The sequence below is a fragment of the Streptomyces sp. S3(2020) genome (assembly GCF_013044505.1).
In the GTDB taxonomy this organism is placed as follows: domain Bacteria; phylum Actinomycetota; class Actinomycetes; order Streptomycetales; family Streptomycetaceae; genus Streptomyces.
Genome location: NZ_JABERD010000084.1, coordinates 1 through 18,952, shown reverse-complemented (window position 1 = coordinate 18,952; position 18,952 = coordinate 1). Strand labels below are relative to the sequence as shown.

Annotated in this window: 19 protein-coding genes; 8 read left to right on the top strand and 11 right to left on the bottom strand. The window is 72.4% G+C overall.

Translation table 11 applies throughout. The features are described 5' to 3' along the window. Positions 1-163 precede the first annotated feature (163 nt). From HLK59_RS25510 to HLK59_RS25480, 7 genes are read left to right on the top strand one after another with little or no spacing between them, the layout of a single operon-like run. Positions 164-1,204 (top strand): ADP-ribosylglycohydrolase family protein, encoded by a 1,041-nt coding sequence (locus tag HLK59_RS25510; protein WP_171143835.1) that lies wholly within the window; start codon positions 164-166, stop codon positions 1,202-1,204. Then, a complete protein-coding gene (locus tag HLK59_RS25505) occupies positions 1,201-2,460 on the top strand; it encodes an ADP-ribosylglycohydrolase family protein (RefSeq protein ID WP_171143834.1) in 1,260 nt (419 codons plus the stop codon). Before HLK59_RS25510 ends, HLK59_RS25505 begins: the two co-directional genes overlap by 4 nt. Before the next feature lie 8 nt (positions 2,461-2,468). Next, positions 2,469-3,635 (top strand): ADP-ribosylglycohydrolase family protein, encoded by a 1,167-nt coding sequence (locus HLK59_RS25500; protein WP_171143833.1) that lies wholly within the window; start codon positions 2,469-2,471, stop codon positions 3,633-3,635. Further along, positions 3,623-4,987 carry an ADP-ribosylglycohydrolase family protein gene (locus HLK59_RS25495; protein WP_171143832.1) on the top strand — a complete coding sequence of 455 codons (1,365 nt, stop codon included), beginning with the start codon at positions 3,623-3,625 and terminating at the stop codon, positions 4,985-4,987. Before HLK59_RS25500 ends, HLK59_RS25495 begins: the two co-directional genes overlap by 13 nt. Beyond that, the gene (gene rbsK, locus HLK59_RS25490; protein ID WP_171143831.1) at positions 4,984-5,877 is read left to right on the top strand and encodes a ribokinase; all 894 of its coding nucleotides are present in this window, start codon (positions 4,984-4,986) and stop codon (positions 5,875-5,877) included. The genes HLK59_RS25495 and rbsK overlap by 4 nt, the downstream gene beginning before the upstream one ends. Beyond that, on the top strand, positions 5,874-7,076 hold the full coding sequence (locus tag HLK59_RS25485; protein WP_171143830.1) for a CoA transferase: 1,203 nt from the start codon (positions 5,874-5,876) through the stop codon (positions 7,074-7,076). Before rbsK ends, HLK59_RS25485 begins: the two co-directional genes overlap by 4 nt. After that, positions 7,073-7,915, top strand: coding sequence for a CoA ester lyase (locus HLK59_RS25480; RefSeq protein WP_171143829.1), 843 nt, complete (start codon positions 7,073-7,075; stop codon positions 7,913-7,915). The genes HLK59_RS25485 and HLK59_RS25480 overlap by 4 nt, the downstream gene beginning before the upstream one ends. Positions 7,916-7,989: 74 nt before the next feature. Here the strand turns inward: HLK59_RS25480 and lgt are convergent, their stop codons facing one another. The 10 genes from lgt to hisI form a co-directional block, all read right to left on the bottom strand. After that, positions 7,990-8,967, bottom strand: coding sequence for a prolipoprotein diacylglyceryl transferase (gene lgt / locus HLK59_RS25475; RefSeq protein WP_171143828.1), 978 nt, complete (start codon positions 8,965-8,967; stop codon positions 7,990-7,992). Positions 8,968-9,122: 155 nt separating this feature from the next. Further along, on the bottom strand, positions 9,123-9,896 hold the full coding sequence (locus HLK59_RS25470; RefSeq protein WP_171143827.1) for a thioredoxin domain-containing protein: 774 nt from the start codon (positions 9,894-9,896) through the stop codon (positions 9,123-9,125). Positions 9,897-9,984: 88 nt separating this feature from the next. Next, the gene (gene trpA, locus HLK59_RS25465; RefSeq protein WP_171143826.1) at positions 9,985-10,803 is read right to left on the bottom strand and encodes a tryptophan synthase subunit alpha; all 819 of its coding nucleotides are present in this window, start codon (positions 10,801-10,803) and stop codon (positions 9,985-9,987) included. Beyond that, positions 10,800-12,083, bottom strand: a complete 1,284-nt coding sequence (gene trpB / locus HLK59_RS25460) for a tryptophan synthase subunit beta (RefSeq protein WP_171143825.1) — start codon at positions 12,081-12,083, stop codon at positions 10,800-10,802. The genes trpA and trpB overlap by 4 nt, the downstream gene beginning before the upstream one ends. Positions 12,084-12,408: 325 nt before the next feature. Continuing rightward, positions 12,409-13,218, bottom strand: a complete 810-nt coding sequence (trpC, locus tag HLK59_RS25455; protein WP_171143824.1) for an indole-3-glycerol phosphate synthase TrpC — start codon at positions 13,216-13,218, stop codon at positions 12,409-12,411. 138 nt (positions 13,219-13,356) lie between these two features. Beyond that, positions 13,357-13,797 carry a DUF2752 domain-containing protein gene (locus HLK59_RS25450; protein WP_171143823.1) on the bottom strand — a complete coding sequence of 147 codons (441 nt, stop codon included), beginning with the start codon at positions 13,795-13,797 and terminating at the stop codon, positions 13,357-13,359. Positions 13,798-13,881: 84 nt separating this feature from the next. After that, a complete protein-coding gene (locus HLK59_RS25445) occupies positions 13,882-14,118 on the bottom strand; it encodes an HGxxPAAW family protein (protein WP_171143822.1) in 237 nt (78 codons plus the stop codon). Between the two features lie 207 nt (positions 14,119-14,325). Next, positions 14,326-14,967 (bottom strand): TIGR02234 family membrane protein, encoded by a 642-nt coding sequence (locus HLK59_RS25440; protein ID WP_171143821.1) that lies wholly within the window; start codon positions 14,965-14,967, stop codon positions 14,326-14,328. A 52-nt stretch (positions 14,968-15,019) separates the two neighbouring features. Beyond that, entirely contained in the window at positions 15,020-16,498 is a 1,479-nt protein-coding gene (locus HLK59_RS25435) for an anthranilate synthase component I (protein ID WP_171143820.1), read from the bottom strand. 11 nt (positions 16,499-16,509) lie between these two features. Continuing rightward, positions 16,510-16,902: a phosphoribosyl-AMP cyclohydrolase gene (gene hisI / locus HLK59_RS25430; RefSeq protein WP_171143819.1), complete on the bottom strand. Its 393-nt coding sequence runs from the start codon at positions 16,900-16,902 to the stop codon at positions 16,510-16,512. A gap of 83 nt (positions 16,903-16,985) precedes the next feature. Here hisI and HLK59_RS25425 point away from each other — a divergent pair, with 83 nt between their 5' ends. Continuing rightward, positions 16,986-17,621 (top strand): TIGR03085 family metal-binding protein, encoded by a 636-nt coding sequence (locus tag HLK59_RS25425; protein WP_171143818.1) that lies wholly within the window; start codon positions 16,986-16,988, stop codon positions 17,619-17,621. Positions 17,622-17,710: 89 nt separating this feature from the next. Here the strand turns inward: HLK59_RS25425 and HLK59_RS25420 are convergent, their stop codons facing one another. Next, positions 17,711-18,901, bottom strand: a complete 1,191-nt coding sequence (locus HLK59_RS25420; RefSeq protein WP_171143846.1) for an MFS transporter — start codon at positions 18,899-18,901, stop codon at positions 17,711-17,713. Between the last annotated feature and the right edge of the window lie 51 nt (positions 18,902-18,952).

Here is an 18,952-nt window from a genome sequence, read left to right as displayed (position 1 = left end):
GGGCTAACCTGCGGCTTTACCATCGAATGCGCATACGATCGCCATGCCGCTCAGATGTCGACCGGGTGACGCTGGGGCCTCCGATGCTCTGGTGACGTGCGCCGGTGGGACACATCCGCAAAGGCCCCGCACCCTCCGCGGAGCCTCCGGAGAGAGGCCGCGTATGGCATCCATCGCCTGCATTCCCTCGGTCCCGGCGCCCGGGGACGCCGCCGGACTCCGCGAGCGGGCACGCGGCGCACTGCTGGGCCTGGCCGTGGGCGACGCGCTGGGCGCCCCGGCGGAGAACATGAAGCCCTCGGAGATCCGGGCCCGCTGGGGCCGCATCACCGGATACGTGGCCGAGACCCCGGCGGGCACGGACGACACGGAGTACGCGATCTTCTCGGGCCTGCTCCTGTCCCGCCACGGCTCGGCGCTGACGCCGTCCCATGTGGAGGCGGCGTGGCACGAGTGGATCGCGGACCGGGACGAGGGCCCCTTCCGGGGCGCCGGCTTCAGCGAACGCGGCACCCTGGAGAACCTCCGCAGGGGGCTGGCGGCGCCCATCTCGGCCCAGCACCGCCACGCCTGGAGCGACGGCCTGGCCATGAGGGCGGCCCCCTTCGGCGTCTTCGCGGCGGGGCGCCCGGCGGAGGCGGCACGACTCGTGGCGATCGACGGCTCGGTGAGCCACGACGGCGAGGGCATCTACGGAGGCCAGGCGGTCGCGGCGGGCGTGGCGGCGGCGATGGCGGGCGCCCCCACCATCGCGGTGGTGGCTTCGGCGCTTGCGGTGGTCCCGGACGACTCCTGGACGGCGAGGTCGCTGCGCCGCGCGGTGGCGGTGGCCCACCGGGGCGAACGCGCGGTCCGCTCGGCCGTCGTGATCGGCGGCTACCCCTGGACCGACCTGGCCCCCGAGGCCGTAGCCCTGGCCTTCGGCGCGTACGCGGCGGCCGACGGCGACTTCGTGGAGGCGGTCCTGACCGCGGTGAACATGGGAAGAGACGCCGACACGACAGCCGCGGTGGCGGGCGCACTGGCAGGCGCGACCAAGGGCGCCTCCTCGATCCCGGACGACTGGGCAGCGGCCATCGGCCCGGCCCGCGGCAGCTGCCTGCCCGCGATGGCGGGCCATCACGTACTGGACGTGGCGGACCGCCTGACGGAGGCGGTACGAGGAACGCACTCGACGACGTTCACGCTGGAGGCCGCGGAATGAGACCACCGGGACCGTGGGGAGAAGGAACGAACACAGCCGCGGCCGCCGACGGCGAAGCAGCCCCACAGGGGCCACCCGCACCCGACGACGAAACCCGCACGGGCGGTGCGGGCGGGAACATCCGGGCCGAAGGCGAAGCCGAGGCCCGCCGGATGGAAGGCCTCCTCCTCGGCCTCGCCGCAGGCGACGCCGCCGGCTGGCCCGCCGCCCGCCACCGAGCCGCCCGCATGCCCGACTGGACCCGCCGCCTGACCCGCGAACTCGACACCTTCGCGGAGCAGAACGCGACGACGACCCTCCCCGTCCCCATCGCCCTGAACCAACCCCCGGAACCCCTCCGCCTGGGCCCCTCGGACGACGCGGAATGGGCGGCCTTCGCGGCAGAGGCCCTCCTCCGGGCCGGCGACGACACCGCCCTGGGCGACCTCAGCCGGGAACGCCGCGCGAGAGCCGCGATCGACCTCACCTGGAACGCCCTCGCCAGCGAGGTCGCCGCCGCGGCGGACCGCGCCCCCGAGATCGAGTCCGCCGTACTCCCCCTACGCGCCCGCATCTCCGTAAGGGCGGGTCTCGGCAACCTCGCCACCGGCCTGCGCCCACCCGCCACCGGCCACGACAACCCCCACTACTTCGACGACGCGGCCTGCGTCCGCGCCTGCGTCCTCGCCGCGGCCCACCCCGGCAGCCCCCGACTCGCCGCGGACCTGGCCGAGTTCGACGCCCGCTACACCCAGGACGGCGACGGCGTACACGGAGCGAGAGCGATGGCAGCGGCCCTCTCCCTCGCCCTCACCGGCGCCGACGTCCACACCTGCACCGCGGCCGCCCTCACCGAACTCCCCGAGGGGACGGAGATCGGCCGCAACGCCCGCCACGCCCTCAAGCTGGCCCAGGACGCCGAGAGCGCCTTCGCCCTGATCCCTCTCCTGGAACACCAGATCGTCGACCACGTCTACAGCTACGGCATCGCGGCGGCCGAAACCGTCCCGGTGGCCCTGGCCCTGGCCACCGCGGCGAACGGCCGCATCGCGGAGGCCGTACCGGCGGCCGCCTGCCTCTCCCGGGTCGCCGACTCCGCCCCCGCCCTGACCGGCGCCCTCACCGGCGCGCTGAGCGGCGGACCGGCGATCCCCGCCACCTGGCGGGACACCTGCCGCACCCTCTCCGGCTGCGCCCTGCCCCGCTTGACCGGCACCGACCTCGTGGAACTCGCCGAACTCCTGGAAGCCACACAACCGGCCCCGCCGGGAGGATGATTCGGTGCATGACGCCCAAAACCCAAGAAACCAACCTTGAGGATCGGATCACCGGGTCCCTCGTTGGCGCGGCGGTGGGTGACGCCCTCGGTGGTCCCGTCGAGGGCTACTCCCCCGACCAGATCCTCGAACGCCACGCCGGCCGCGTCCACGGCATCGTCGGCCCCTGGAACGGCGACGCCTGGCGCACCGCCCGCCCCATCGCCCCGTACCACAAGGGCGACGGCCACGTCACCGACGACACCTTGATGACGCACGCCCTGATCAGGGTCTACGCCAAGGTCCGCGACCATCTGGACGCGTACGCGATCGCGGACCACCTGGTCCCGGACCTCATGACCACCCCGCGCTGGATCCCGGAGCTCGAACAGGAGGCGCTCCCCCTGCACCGCGTCTTCCTGGCGGAGAAATGGCTGGTGACCCGCCTCCACTACGGCCATGTCGACCCCCGCGAGGCAGGCGTCGGCAACATCGTCAACTGCGGTGCCACGATGTACATGGCCCCGGTCGGCCTGGTCAACGCGTGCGATCCGCGGGCCGCCTACACCGAGGCCCTGGACATCGCGGGCGCCCACCAGTCGTCGTACGGCCGTGAGGCGGCGGGCGTCTTCGCGGCGGCGGTGGCGGCGGCCTGCGCCCCGAACGCCACCCCGGAGTCGGTCGTCACCGCATGCCTGTCCCTGGCGAAGGACGGCACCCGGACGGCGATCCTGAAGGTCTGCGAGGCGGCCCAGGACCACACGGACTTCGAGTCGGCCCTGAAGCCGCTCAGGGAGGCGATCGCCCCGTACGACACGGTGGGCCCCGACTACCGCACCCCCTCCCTCGGTGCCCGCCGCCCCTCCCGCCTGCACGCGATCGAGGAACTCCCCGTCGCCCTGGGCATGTTGCTGGTGGCCGGCGGCGACTACCGGCACGCGGTCCTGGGCGCGGTGAACTACGGCCGTGACTGCGACTCGATCGCGACGATGGCGGGCGCGATCGCGGGCGCCCTCGGCTCACCGCCCCCGGACGACTGGGCCAAGCAGGTCGCGGAAGCCAGCCGCCTGGACCTCCGGGACCCGGCGACCACGCTCACCGAGGTGACCCGGGAGATCTTCGAACGGGACGTACGCCGCCGCCGCGCCCACGAGTCCGCCTTCACCGAGATCGAAGGCCCGAGATGCTCCGACTGACCTGGGTCCAGCCGGAGGACCTCCTGGGCCACGAACTCCGCCAGGCGGCACTGGACGGCCGCGAGGCGTCGGTGATCGCGGCGCGATGGACGGCGGCGGGCGGCAAGGAGGCCCCCCTCGGCGCGGGCGCCTCCCCGGAACCCCCGTCCCGGTACCTCCGGCAGCTGGCGAAGGACCTGCTGGACGAACTGGCGGACCTGCCGGGCAAGTTGGAGGACCACGAGCCGACGGACCTGGCGAAGATCAGACGACTGTGCCCCGACTGGCCGTCCGCCGCCCACGCCGTACCCCTGCTGCCCTGCTCCCGCTTCGAAGCGGCCTGGCTGGGACGGGCCGTCGGCTGCCTCCTGGGCAAACCCGTCGAGAAGCTCCCCCTGGAAGCCATCCGCGACCTGGCCAGGTCCACCGGCAACTGGCCCCTGAACACCTGGTTCACCGCCCGGGGAGTCCCGTCCGACCTCCTGAGGGCCCACCCCTGGAACCGCCGCTCGGCCGCCACCTCACTCGCCGAGAACATCGACGGCATGCCCGAGGACGACGACCTCAACTACCCCCTCCTCAACCTCCTCCTGCTCCGACGCCACGGCAGGGACTTCACCCCCACGGACGTGGCAGGGCTCTGGCTGGACGAACTCCCCGCCGGCCGCACCTTCACCGCCGAACGCATCGCCTACCGCAACCTCCTCCTCGGCCTGAACCCCCCGCACACGGCCCGCCACCGCAACCCGTTCCGCGAATGGATCGGCGCCCTGATCCGAGCCGACGTCCACGGCTGGACCAACCCCGGCGACCCGGCGGCCGCGGCGGAACAGGCCCACCGGGACGCCACCCTCACGCACACCGCCAACGGCGTCTACGCGGCGATGTTCACGGCGGCCACGATCGCCACCGCGACCACCGGCACCCACGACATCCACGCCTGTCTGCGCACCGGCCTGACCGTGATCCCGGCGACCTCCCGCCTGGCCCGGGCGGTCCTCCACGCGATCCGGCTGGCCCGGAATACCGACGACTTCGAGAAGGTCGTGGACGAACTCCACGCCACCTACGCCGGCACCCATCACTGGGTCCACGCCATCCCCAACACCGCTCTCATCGCCGCCGCGCTCACCCACGCCGACGGCGACTTCACCGGCTCCATCTGCCGTGCGGTGAGCGGAGGCTGGGACACCGACTCCAACGGCGCCACCGCGGGCAGCATCGCCGGCCTCCTCACCGGCGCCCCCGAGCGACTCCCTGACCGCTGGACCACCCCCCTCAAGAACCGCCTCGCCACCTCCGTCGCCGACTTCGACGGCACCGGCTTCGACGCCCTCGGCCACCTCACCCACCTGGAGGCTTCCCGCCCATGACGCACATCGCCGTACTCGGCAGCACGAACATGGACCTCGTCGCCTACGTCACGAAGGCCCCGCAGCGCGGAGAGACCGTGACGGGACGGGAGTTCCGCACGATCCCCGGCGGCAAGGGCGCCAACCAGGCGATCGCCGCGGCCCGCGCGGGCGCCACCGTCTCGATGATCGGCGCGGTCGGCAACGACGCCCACGGCACCCAGCTGCGCTCCACCCTCGAACACTCCGGCGTCGACACCGACCACCTCCGCACCGTCGAGGGCCCGTCCGGCACCGCCCACATCGTCGTCGACGACGAGGGCGGCAACTCGATCGTCGTGATCCCCGCCGCGAACGGCACGGTCGACCACCTGGCCCCCGGCGACGACGGCCTCATCGCCAGCGCCGACGCCCTGCTCCTCCAACTGGAGATCCCCCTGGCCGCGGTCATCGCGGGCGCCGAGGCGGCCCGCGCCCACCGTGTCCGCACCATCCTCACCCCGGCTCCCGCCCAGCCCCTGCCCATCGAACTCCTCGCCGCCACCGACCTGTTGATCCCCAACGAGCACGAGGCGTCCACCCTCACCGGCCGCACCGACCCGCACGCCGCGGCCCTCGCCCTGCTCGACGAGGTGCCGGAGGTGGTCGTCACCCTGGGCTCCGCGGGCAGCCTCTACGTGGCCCGCGACGCCGAGCCCCTCAGCGTCCCCGCCCCCCAGGTCACCGCCGTGGACTCGACCGGCGCGGGCGACACGTTCGTCGGCGCCCTCGCGGTGGCACTCGGCGAGGGCCGGCCGATGCGCGAGGCCCTGAGGTGGGCCTCCGCGGCGGCGGCCCTCTCGGTCCAGCGGGTGGGCGCCTCGGCGTCGATGCCGTACCGCCCCGAGATCGACAAGCAGGGCCCGGCGTGAAGGTCCCGCGGGGCACCGCCCCCCTCACCGGCCTTCGCGTCCTCGACCTGGCCACCCTCTTCGCCGGCCCCCTCGCCGCCACGATGCTCGGCGACTTCGGCGCGGAGGTCATCAAGGTCGAGCACCCCTCCAAGCCCGACCCCTCCCGTGGCCACGGCCCGTCGAAGGACGGCATCGGCCTGTGGTGGAAGCTCCTCGGCCGCAACAAACGCACCATCACCCTGGACCTCTCCAGGCCGGGCGGCCGGGCGACCCTCCTGCGCCTCGCCGCGACCGCGGACGTCGTCATCGAGAACTTCCGCCCCGGCACCCTGGAGAAATGGGACCTGGGCTGGGACCGGCTCTCCGCGGCCAACCCCCGGCTGGTCCTCACCCGCGTGACCGCCTTCGGCCAGTTCGGCCCCTACGCCCACCGCCCCGGCTTCGGCACCCTCGCCGAGGCGATGAGCGGTTTCGCCGCGATCACCGGCGAACCGGACGCACCCCCGACGCTCCCGCCGTTCGGCCTCGCCGACTCCATCGCGGGGCTGGCGACGGCGTACGCGGTGATGACGGCGCTCGCCGCCCGCGACCGCACGGGCGAGGGCCAGGTCGTGGACATGGCGATCATCGAGCCGATCCTCAGCGTCCTCGGCCCCCAGCCGACCTGGTACGACCAGCTGGGCTACGTCCAGCAGCGCACCGGCAACCGCTCCGCCAACAACGCCCCGCGCAACACCTACCGCACCGCGGACGGCGGTTGGGTCGCCGTCTCCACCTCGGCCCAGTCGGTCGCGGAACGCGTCATGCGCCTGGTGGGCCGCGAGGACCTGATCGCCGAGCCGTGGTTCGCCACGGGCGCCGACCGGGCCCGCCACACCGATGTCCTCGACGAGGCGGTCGGCTCCTGGATCGCCGAGCGCACCCGCACGGAGGTCCTGGCCGCCTTCGAGAAGGCGGAGGCCGCGGTGGCCCCGATCCAGGACGTGCGGGACGTGATGACGGACCCCCAGTACGAGGCCCTGGACACGATCACCACGGTCACCGACCCCGACCTGGGCCCCCTCCGCATGCAGAACGTCCTCTTCCGCCTCTCCGAGACCCCCGGCGCGATCCGCTGGGCGGGCCGCCCGCACGGCGCGGACACCTCGGAGGTCCTGGCGGAACTGGGCCTGACCGAGAGCGAGTTGGCGAGGCTGCGTGAGGAGGGCGCGGAATGACACCACTGACCTGGCTGTACGTCCCGGGCGACCGCCCGCAGGTGGTGGCGAAGGCCCTGACGGCGGGCGCCGACGTCGTGGTGATCGACCTGGAGGACGCGGTGGCCCCCGACCGCAAGGCCTACGCCCGTGACGCCACCGCCGAACTCCTCGCCGAACCGCAGACACAGTCACCGTCACGGACGCAGCCTGTCCACGTCCGGATCAACGCCCTGGACGGCCCCCTCGCGGCCGCCGACCTCGCAGCCCTGGCCACCCTCCCCGGCCTCACCGGCCTACGCCTCCCCAAGGTGACCTCCCCGGCGCAGATCACCGCCATCGCCGAACACACGGCCCCCGCCGCCGGAGGCGCCCTCGCCCTGTACGCCCTCCTCGAAACAGCCCTCGGCGTGGAACGCGCCTACGAGATCGCCGCCGCCCATCCGTCCCTGCGCGGTATCTCCCTGGGCGAGACGGATCTCCGCGCCGACCTGGGCGTACGGGACGACATGGGCCTCGACTGGTCCCGCTCCCGAGTGATCGTGGCGGCCAGAGCGGCGTCCCTGCCTCCCCCGTCCCAGTCGGTCCACCCCGACATCCGCGACCTGGAGGGCCTGGCGGCCTCCTGCGCCCACGGCCGCGCCCTGGGTTTCCTGGGCCGGGCCGCCATCCACCCCCGCCAGCTCCCCGTGATCGAACAGGCCTACCTCCCGACGGCCTGGGAGATCGAACAGGCGGAGACGATCGTGAAGGCGGCAGCCGTGGAACAGGGAGCGCAGGCCCTGCCCGACGGCCGGTTCATCGACGCGGCGGTGGTGGCGACAGCCCAGCGCACCCTGTCCCTGGCCCACCGCATCTGACCCCGTACGACGTCGAGGGGCGCCCCGGAATGGATCCGGGGCGCCCCTCGACGTCGTACGACTACGACCGATACTCAGGTCTTCTTCGCGGAGCCCGCCTCGTCCTTGACGTCGTCCTCGACGTCGTCCTTCGGCTCTTCCACGGCCTCGGCGGAGTCGGCGTCCTCGGCCTTCTCCTCAGCCGCGGTCTCTCCGTCAGAACCGTCGGAACCGTCAGAGCCGTCGGACTCCTCGGCCGCGGGTTCCACGACCTCTTCCCGGCCCGGCCGCTTCTTCGCCGACACCACGATGTAGACCACCGCGAGCAGGAACACGACCAGCGCGGTCCAGTTGTTCAGGCGCAGGCCCAGGATGTGGTGGGCGTCGTCGACACGGAGGTACTCGATCCAGAACCGGCCCACACAGTACGAGGCGACGTACAGCGCGAACGCCCGCCCGTGCCCGAGCTTGAAGCGGCGGTCCGCCCAGATGACGAGGACGGCGACGCCGATGCACCACAGCGACTCGTACAGGAAGGTCGGGTGGTAGTAGCCCGGCACCCGGCCGTCCGTCGAGGACGTGATGTGCAGGGCCCACGGAAGATCCGTCTCCCGCCCGTACAGCTCCTGGTTGAACCAGTTGCCCCAGCGGCCGATCGCCTGGGCGAGGGCGATACCGGGGGCGATGGCGTCGGCGTAGGCCGGCAGCGGGATGCCCCGGCGGCGGCAGCCGATCCACGCGCCCAGCGCGCCGAGCGCGATCGCGCCCCAGATACCGAGACCGCCCTCCCAGATCTTGAAGGCGTCCACCCAGTCGCGGCCCTCGCTGAAGTACAGCTCGTAGTCCGTGATCACGTGGTAGAGCCGGCCGCCGAGCAGACCGAACGGCACGGCCCAGACGGAGATGTCGGCCACCGTGCCGACCCGTCCGCCCCGGGCGATCCAGCGCTTGTTGCCGAGCCAGACTGCGACGAAGACACCGATGATGATGCAGAACGCGTAGCCGCGCAGCGGAATGACACCGAAGAGGTGGTACACCCCGCGCGACGGGCTGGGAATATAGGCAAGTTCCATGGCAGGTCCGACGCTACCGTGCCGGGCCCCACCCACGGCAGGCACCCCGGCTACGGGTCCATAACGGGAGGGTCGGAAAACTCTTACCCCTAGGGCCTGCCCGGCGGATCATGCCGGCGTCGCGGGCCCTGGCACGCGCATCTGCCGGGCAGGCCCTAGTTCGCCTCCAGCACCTGCTGCTTCAGCTTCGCCGGGGTCATGGTCTGGTCCTGGTAGATGTTCTTGCCGTCGAGAAGGACGGTCGGGGTGCCGGAGAATCCACCGTTGCGGAAGGCCGCCGCGGACTTGGTGACCCAGCTGTCGTGGGTGCCGCCCTCGACACAGGTGCGGAAGGTGGCCGTGTCCAGGCCGTCGACCTTCTTCGCCAGCTCGATGAGCTTGCTGTCCTTGGCGAAGGCGTCGTCGGTCTCCGCCGGCTGGTTCTCGTAGAGCACGTCGTGGTACGCGGTGAACTTGCCGGTGTCCTGGGCGCAGGCCGCCGCGTTGGCCGCCTTGCGGGAGCCGGAGCCGCCCATGTTGCCGTCGATGATCGTGGCGAGGTGGTACTGCACCTTCAGGTCGCCGGAGTCCGTCAGCTCATGGATCGTCGAGCGGTACGCGTCCTCGAAGGACTTGCAGGCCGGGCAGCGGAAGTCCTCCCAGATGGTGAGCGTGGACTTGGCGCTCGGCTTGCCGACCGGGATGGCGAGGTTGTCGTCGCCGTTGGCCCCCGAGGGCGCCACGACCGGGCCGTCCGCGGAGTCGGCGGCATCGTCCTTGCCCGAGTTGGCGGCGACCACTCCGATCACCGCCGCGAGGCCCAGGACACTGACGACGCTCGCACCCACGATCAGCGTCCGCCGTCGCTTCTCCGAGACCTTCTGCTTCTCTCGCTCGACCGCCAGCCGCTCACGGGCGGTGCGCTTTCCCTCACGGTTCTTCTCGCTCACACCCGCAGAACGAACCGGGGAGGCGCACCGCGCCTCCCCGGTCCCAGGTCCACCCGTTCGAGTGACCTGTACGAAATGTCCGACCTTGCTATGCCTGGCCGCGCACGCCCTTCGCGAGCTCACCCGCGAGCTCCCGGACGGCCTCGACACCGGCCTTGTCGTCCGGCGCGTCCAGCATCCGCTTCACGAAGGCCGAACCGACGATCACCCCGTCGGCGAAGCCGGCCACCTCCGCGGCCTGCGTGGCGTCGGAGACCCCGAGCCCGACACAGACGGCCAGGCCGGTGCCGGTGGCACGGGTGCGCTCGACGAGTTCCTGCGCCTGCGCGCCGACCGAGGCACGGGTGCCGGTGACGCCCATGAGCGAGGCGGCGTACACGAACCCGCTGCCCGCCGCGGTGATCTCGGCGAGCCGCCCGTCCTTGCTGCTGGGCGCGACCACGAAGACCGTGGCGAGCCCGTGCTTCTCCGCGTGCTCCCTCCACAGCGCCGACTCCTGCACGGGCAGGTCGGGCAGGATGCACCCGGCCCCGCCCGCTTCCGCCAGCTCGGCGGTGAAGCGCTCGACGCCGTAGCGGTCGATCGGGTTCCAGTACGTCATCACGAGCACCGGCTTCCCGGTGGCCTCGTACGCCTCCCGCACCGTCCGCATGACGTCGGCGATCTTGACGCCGCCGCGCAGGGCGATGTCGTCGGCGGTCTGGATGACCGGGCCGTCCAGGACGGGGTCGCTGTGCGGCAGACCCACCTCGACGACATCGGCACCGCCGTCGAACGCGGCCTTGACCGCCTCGATGCCGCCGTCGACGGTCGGGAACCCGGCCGGGAGGTAGGCGATGAGCGCGGAGCGGCCCTCGGCCTTGGCACCGGCGAGGGTGTCCGTCAACAGCTGGATGTTGCCGCTCACTTGGCGTCCCCCTCGATCTCGGCGAGGTCGGCGGCGTCGGCCGCGACCTCGGCGTCGGTGTCGTACAGGCCGAAGTAGCGCGCGGCCGTGTCCATGTCCTTGTCGCCGCGCCCGGACAGGTTGACGATGATCAGCCCGTCCTTGCCCAGTTCCTTGCCGACCTCCAGCGCACCGGCCAGCGCGTGGGCGCTCTCGATGGCCGGGATGATGCCCTCGGTGCGCGACAGCAGACGCAGGGCCTGCATGGCCTCGTCGTCGGTGACCGCGCGGTACTCGCCGCGGCCGCTGTCCTTGAGGTAGGAGTGCTCGGGGCCGATGCCCGGGTAGTCCAGACCGGCCGAGATCGAGTACGGCTCGGTGATCTGGCCCTCCTCGTCCTGAAGGACGTAGGAGCGCGAACCGTGCAGGATGCCGGGCTCGCCCACGGTCAGCGTGGCCGCGTGCTCACCGGTCTCCACGCCGTGCCCGGCGGGCTCACAGCCGATGAGGCGTACGTCCGCGTCCGGGATGAAGGCGTGGAAGAGGCCGATGGCGTTGGAGCCGCCGCCGACGCAGGCGACGGCCGCGTCGGGGAGCCGGCCGGCCCGCTCCAGGATCTGCCGGCGGGCCTCGACCCCGATGACACGGTGGAAGTCGCGGACCATGGCCGGGAAGGGGTGCGGGCCCGCGACCGTGCCGAAGAGGTAGTGGGTGCGGTCGACATTGGCGACCCAGTCGCGGAACGCCTCGTTGATCGCGTCCTTGAGGGTGCGCGAGCCCGACTTCACCGCGATGACCTCGGCGCCGAGCATGCGCATCCGGGCCACGTTGAGGGCCTGGCGCTGGGTGTCGATCTCACCCATGTAGATCGTGCACTCGAGGCCGAACAGCGCGCAGGCCGTCGCCGTCGCCACGCCGTGCTGACCCGCGCCGGTCTCGGCGATGACACGGGTCTTGCCCATGCGCTTGGTGAGCAGGGCCTGGCCGAGCACGTTGTTGATCTTGTGCGAGCCGGTGTGGTTGAGGTCCTCCCGCTTCAGGAAGACCCGGGCGCCGCCCGCGTGTTCCGCGAAGCGGGGTACCTCGGTGAGGGAGCTGGGGCGACCCGTGTAGTTGAGCAGCAGGTCGTCGAGTTCGCGGGCGAACTCGGGGTCGTGCTTGGCCTTGTCGTACTCGACGGCGACCTCGTCCACGGCGGCGACGAGGGCCTCCGGGACGAACTTGCCGCCGAACGCGCCGAAGTAGCCCTCGGCGCTGGGGATCTGACCCTCGGGGTCGGGGATGAAGAACTCGCTGGGCATGCGGAAACCTCACGGTGAGTGCGTGGAAAAGACACTATTCGCCGTGGGGGCGGGGATGAGTTTGTTGGCTGCGGGCCGTCAGTGGCTGGTCGCGCCCGCGCGGCGGTAGCCGCAGATCAAATACAGCCCCGCGCCCCTATGGGGCGCGCTGCCATCGGCGGCCGTTTACCTGCCCAGGTTCGTCACCGATGACATACCGCACCCGGCGGCCGTGCACCCGGCGGGCCGGGGCGCGGCAGCCGCGGGGACGGCAACCGCGCGCGAGGCGCGCGTGCCGGTCCGCGGTCGTCATGGTGAGAGTCATCGGGGTAAGCCTAGCGGGTGATCAACTGCGCCCGTGCCGCAGTGCGGGGTGCTCGCCCGCCGCGACCAGGTCCGAGACCGCGGACTTGGGGTCCTTGCCGGTGACCAGGGACTCGCCGACCAGGACGGCGTCGGCGCCGGCGTTGGCGTAGGCGATGAGGTCGTGGGGGCCGCGGACGCCGGACTCGGCGATCTTGACGATGTGGTCCGGGATCTCGGGGGCGACGCGCTCGAAGGTGCCGCGGTCGACCTCGAGGGTCTTGAGGTTGCGGGCGTTGACGCCGATGACCTTGGCGCCGGCGTCGGCCGCGCGCTCGACCTCGTCCTCGTCGTGGACCTCGACGATGGGGGTGAGTCCGATGGACACCGCCCGCTCGATGAGGGACTCCAGGGCGGGCTGGTCGAGGGCCGCCACGATCAGCAGGGCGAGGTCGGCGCCGTACGCGCGGGCCTCCCACAGCTGGTACGACGTGACGATGAAGTCCTTGCGCAGGACCGGGATGTCCACGCGGGCGCGGACGGCCTCCAGGTCGGCGAGGGAGCCGCCGAAGCGGCGCTGTTCGGTGAGGACGGAGATGACGGCCGCGCCGCCCGCCTCGTAGTCCGCGGCGAGCCCGGCCGGGTCGGCGATCGCGGCCAGCGCGCCCTTGGAGGGGCTGGAGCGCTTGACCTCGCAGATGACCTTGACGCCGTCGCCGCGCAGTGCGGCGATCCCGTCCTTGGCCGCGGGGGCCTTCGCCGCGCGTTCCTTGAGCTCGTCGAGGCTGACGCGCGCCTGCCGCTCCGCGAGGTCGGCACGGACTCCGTCGATGATCTCGTCGAGCACACTCACGCGAGCGGCCCCCTTCCAGACGGTTGACAGTTCCAGCGACCAGTGAAAAGAGGTGGTCACTGCGATGGTATCCGGAGGAAGGGCTAGGCCTCGCATCCGGTTGACGCCGGTCCCACTACCTGGACGTTCACCAATTGATCAAGGGTGCAGCCAGCCAGCGAACGGCAGGTTCCGGACAACCGTGAAGACCAGCAGCAATGCGCCGACGGTCCAGAGGTGCACGGGCCCGAGATCGAGCCGCAGCGGTCGCCCGCGCGCGGCACGGACCACCCAGACGGTCCACAGCACGGCGAAGCCCAGATAGCCCAGCACGGCGGGCGCGTTGGCCTGGAGCGCGGTCAGGAGGTCCCCGTGGACGAACGCGTGCGCGCTGCGCAGTCCGCCGCAGCCGGGGCAGTACAGGCCGGTGAGACGTAGCAGCGGACACACGGGGTAGTGGCCCGGCTCGTTGGGGTCCACGGCCGCGACGTACGCGAAAGCCCCGGCGACGGCCGCCATGAGCCCCGCGGGCACGGCCAGCCGCCCCGCCCTCGCCGCGTACGGCGTCACCCTGTGACTGTCGGCGTTCACACCTCGCATTGTGCCTCGCCCGGGCCCGGACACGCGTGAGGGGCGGCACGGGGCCGCCCCTCAGGAAACTCGTACGCGACTGCCGTACGGCGATCAGCTCTCGGTCTGCGCCGAGGTCACGAGCGCCTTGTGGGCGTCCTTCGGCATGCCCAGACCCATCGCGCTCATGATCCAGCCGATGACGCCACCGGCGACCACGATCACCATGCCCGCCCAGAATCCCAGCGGCTCGGCCAGCACCATGAAGGCGCCCGCGACGCAGAAACCGATGAAGGCGATGGTGACACCGGTCCAGGCGGCCGGGGTGTGACCGTGGCTGCTGCCCGCCATGACTTGCTCCTCGTTGCTGTAAACGTGTCTGAGCCGGACGCTCGCAGACCATTCTTCCGCACGCGCACGGCAGAGGGACGCAGGGGTAGCCCTAGCGAGTCAACGCCGGGATCTGTGGCATGCCCAGGGGCGCGGGGCTGTATCGATATGCGGCTCCGCCGCGCGGGCGCGACCAGCCCCCACCGGCGCGCGGCTTCCGTACGACCGCTACGCCCCCGTGGGGTCTTCCCCTCGATCCAGCGCCTTCCACATCTCCTCGGGCCGATCAGGATCCGCGGCCTTGGGCCTACGGACGGTACGCGGCGCACCGTTCCGCTCGTAGCGACCGGACATCGCGGGCCACATCCGCCCGTAGCGCAGGGCAAGCAGCCCGGCCAGAAGGATCAGCGCCCCGCCGGCCGCGGCGACGTACGGCCATGCGGTATGGCTCAGCGCAGCGACCGTCGCAGAAGCGTCACCGGACGCCTTCGCGGCCTGCTCGTCCAGCGCGGACGAATCGTTCGCACCGAGCAGCGCCGCGGCGACGATCCCGGCACCGGTGAGCGCGAGCAGCCCGGCGACGGCGAAACGGCCGGCCTTGCGGACGGCGAAGACGGCGACGAGCGCGGCGAGGCCCACTATGGCGAGGGCGGCCGGGAGTCCGGTCACGTCGCTGCCCTTGGCGGTCAGCGGGAAGTCGCCGCCGGCGACGGTCGCGGTGCCCTCCGACCACTGCTGGCGGGTCGCGAGCAGCGCCACGGCCGCGCCGAGCGCGCCCGAGAGTAGGGCTACGGCGAGGCTGAGCCGGCCGGCCCTGGCGGGTCCGGCGGCTTCGGAACGGGGATGAGGAACGGCAGTCACGTACTCCACTATCGCCCGAACCCCGGGCGAACCGTCACCCGGGGTTCGTATGAGAAGCGCCCTATTGCCCGAGTCGGTTCGCCGTGTGCACCGCGCGCAGCACCGCGGCCGCCTTGTTCCGGCACTCCTGGTCCTCGGCGACCGGGTCGGAGTCGGCGACGATTCCGGCACCGGCCTGGACGTAGGCCGTGCCGTCGCGGAGGAGGGCCGTGCGGATGGCGATGGCCGTGTCGGAGTCGCCCGCGAAGTCGAGGTAGCCGACGCAGCCGCCGTACAGCCCGCGCCGGGACGGTTCGAGTTCGTCGATGATCTGCATCGCGCGGGGCTTGGGGGCGCCGGAGAGGGTGCCCGCCGGGAAGCACGCCGTCAGGACGTCGAAGGCGGTGCGGCCCTGGGCGACCTTGCCGGTCACCGTCGACACGATGTGCATGACGTGCGAGTAGCGCTCGATGGACATGAAGTCCACGACCTCCACCGAGCCCGGCTCGCAGACGCGCCCCAGGTCGTTGCGGCCCAGGTCGACCAGCATCAGGTGCTCGGCGCGCTCCTTGGGGTCGGCGAGCAGTTCGTCGGCGAGGGCCTGGTCCTCCTGCGGGGTGGCCCCGCGCCAGCGGGTGCCGGCGATGGGGTGGACCATGGCCCGCCCGTCCTCGACCTTGACCAGGGCTTCGGGGGACGATCCGACAACGTCGAAGCCGTCGAAGCGGAACAGGTACATGTACGGGGAGGGGTTCGTCGCCCGCAGCACCCGGTACACGTCCAGCGCGCTCGCCGTGCACGGTGCCTCGAAGCGTTGCGAGGGGACGACCTGGAAGGCCTCGCCCGCGCGGATGCGCTCCTTGATGTCCTCGACGGCCTCCTGGAAGTCCTCGCCGCCCCACAGCGCGGTGTACTCGGGGAGTTCGGAGGGCGGGAGGACGGCGGGCGGCTGGGCCACCGCGCGGGACAGGTCCGCCTGCATGGCGTCCAGGCGGGCCACGGCGTCCGCGTAGGCCTCGTCGACGCCGGTGTCGAGGTCGTTGTGGTTGATCGCGTTGGCGATCAGCAGGACCGAGCCCTCCCAGTGGTCCATCACCGCGAGGTCGCTGGTGAGGAGCATGGTCAGCTCGGGGAGCTTCAGGTCGTCGCGCTCGCCGGGGCCGATCTTCTCCAGACGGCGCACGATGTCGTAGCCGAGGTAGCCGACCATGCCGCCGGTGAAGGGCGGCATGCCCTCCTGGTGGGGGGTGTGCAGGGTCTCGATGGTGGCGCGCAGGGCGGCGAGGGGGTCGCCGTCGACGGGGACGCCTACGGGCGGGGCGCCGAGCCAGTGGGCCTGGCCGTCCTTCGATGTGAGGGTCGCGGCGGAGCGGACGCCCACGAACGAGTAGCGGGACCAGGAGCGGCCGTTCTCCGCGGACTCCAGCAGGAAGGTGCCGGGGCGCTCGGCGGCGAGCTTGCGGTAGAGGGCGACCGGGGTGTCGCCGTCGGCGAGGAGCTTGCGCGTGACCGGGATGACGCGCCGGTCGGTGGCGAGCTTGCGGAAGGTCTCGAGGTCCATGGCGGCTGACCTTACTGATCCGAGGCGGACACGCCGGAATCGGCGTCCTTGAGCAGCACGTCGACGTCGAAGCAGGTGCGCGCGCCGGTGTGGCAGGCGGCGCCGACCTGGTCGACCTTGACCAGCACGGTGTCGGCGTCGCAGTCGAGCGCGACCGACTTGACCCACTGGAAGTGGCCTGAGGTGTCGCCCTTGACCCAGTACTCCTGGCGGCTGCGCGACCAGTACGTGCAGCGGCCGGTGGTCAGCGTGCGGTGCAGCGCCTCGTCGTCCATCCAGCCGAGCATCAGCACCTCACCGGTGTCGTACTGCTGGGCGATGGCGGGGACGAGCCCGTCGGCGCTGCGCTTGAGGCGCGCGGCGACGGCCGGGTCGAGGCTGGTGGGGGCGGGCGTGCTGGTCATGGGTGCCATTGTGCCGCGCGCCACCGACAGTCCTGGCGTGGTGTCCACTGTGCGGACCCGGTACGCGGTCGTAGGCTGACGGCATGTCGACTTTCGCCAAGCGTGAACGACTTCTGCTCGCCGATCTCCTGGAGACCGCCGGTCCCGAGGCCCCGACCCTGTGCGAGGGCTGGCAGACCCGGGACCTGGCCGCGCACGTGGCGGTGCGCGAGCGCCGCCCCGACGCCGCGGGGGGTCTGCTCATCAAGCAGCTCGCCTCCCGTCTGGACAAGGCGATGGAGGAGTTCACGGCCAAGCCGTACGAGGAACTGATCCAGCTGATCCGTACCGGCCCGCCGCGCTTCTCGCCCTTCAACCTCAAGCAGATCGACGAGGCGTCCAACACGATCGAGTTCTACGTCCACACCGAGGACGTCCGCCGCGCCCAGCCCGACTGGACGCCCCGCGAACTCGACCCGGTCTTCCAGGACGCCCTGTGGACCCGTCTGGAGCGCACCGCCCGGCTGATGGGCCGCAGCGCTCCCACGGGCCTCGTCCTGCGCCGTCCGGACGGCCAGACGGCGGTGGCCCACCGGGGCGCCCCGGTCGTGACGGTGACCGGCGAGCCCTCGGAGCTCCTGCTGTTCCTGTACGGCCGGCAGGAGGCCGCGGGGGTGGAGCTGGACGGCGACAAGGACGCGATCGCCAAGCTGCACGAGGCGAAGGAGCTGGGGATCTAGGTCGTGTCCGCAAAGTCCCGTCGTCCGCCCGGAGGGCTGGGGGCACCCCCTCTGGGGGAGGGAGTTTGCGGACACGACCTAGGGCAGACCTAGGGCTGCTTCGGGAGCTCGGCGCGGCGCAGGTCCCGTACGCACAGGGCCACGACCCCGCCGAGCCCGCAGACCACCGCGCTGACGGCGAACACCGGGCCGGTCCCCCATGCCCCGATGGCCGCGGCGGACAGCGGCATGCTCAGCGGGGCGAAGCCCAGGCTCACGAGACTGGCCACGGCGGTGACCCGGCCCAGGTAGGCGGGGTCGGCCTGGGTCTGGAGCAGGGCCCCGCACATCGCGCCGCTGAGCCCGGCGAGCAGCCCGACCAGCAGGGCCGTGCCGACGGCGACGGCGATGCTCGGCGCCTGGGCGAGGGCAGCGATGGCGACCGAGCCCGCGATGATGGTGCACGCCGCCACCCGGCCCGCGTGCGGCAGCCGCCCGCGCACGGTGAGCAGCAGGGACGCGGCCCCCGCGCCGACGCCGAACCCGGAGAGCAGCCAGCCCATCCCCGCGGCGCCCCAGCCGCGCTCGTCGGCGAGGAGGGTCAGTCCGACGTTGAGGGGGCCGACGAATCCGAGGTCGCCGAGGGCGATGGCCAGCATCAGCGGGGCGAGGACACGGTGGCCGCGGATGTAGCGCAGGCCGGCCGTGAGGTCGCTCCAGGCGGTGCCCCGGGCCCCGGGCGTCCTGTCGTCGGCGGGCACCTCGCGTATGCGTACGGAGACCAGCAGCGGCACGGACACGGCGATGAGCAGCCCCGCGAGGCCGAACGCCGCCGCCGGGCCGCCGACCGCCACTCCGAGGCCGCCGAGCGGTCCGCCGACGACGCTCGCGAAGCGGATGCCCAGTCCCCGCATGCCCTGCACGCGCGCGAGCTGGTCGCGTGACGTCACGCGCGCGGGGAGGGCGCCCACGGCCGGCACGAACACCGCGTCGACGGCGCCGAAGACCAGGGCGAGCGCGGCGAGCGGCCACAGGCCCGGGCTGGTGAGGAACAGCAGCGCGGCCGCCGCCAGCACCGCCGCGCAGCGCACCGCGTCGCTCCCGATGACGACCCTGCGCGGCCCGAGCCGGTCGGCGATCACTCCCCCGCCCAGCATCAGGACGGCTCGCGGCAGCGCGCTCGCCGACAGGACGAGGCCGGCCTGGGTGGGGCTTCCGGCCTGTACGGCGGCCCAGGACAGGGCGATGTAGTACACGCTGTCGCCGACCATCGAGGAGGTGTAGGCGGCGAGCCAGCGCAGGACGTTGCCGTCGCGATGGGCGGGGCGGGGGGCGGTCTCTTATACACCTCT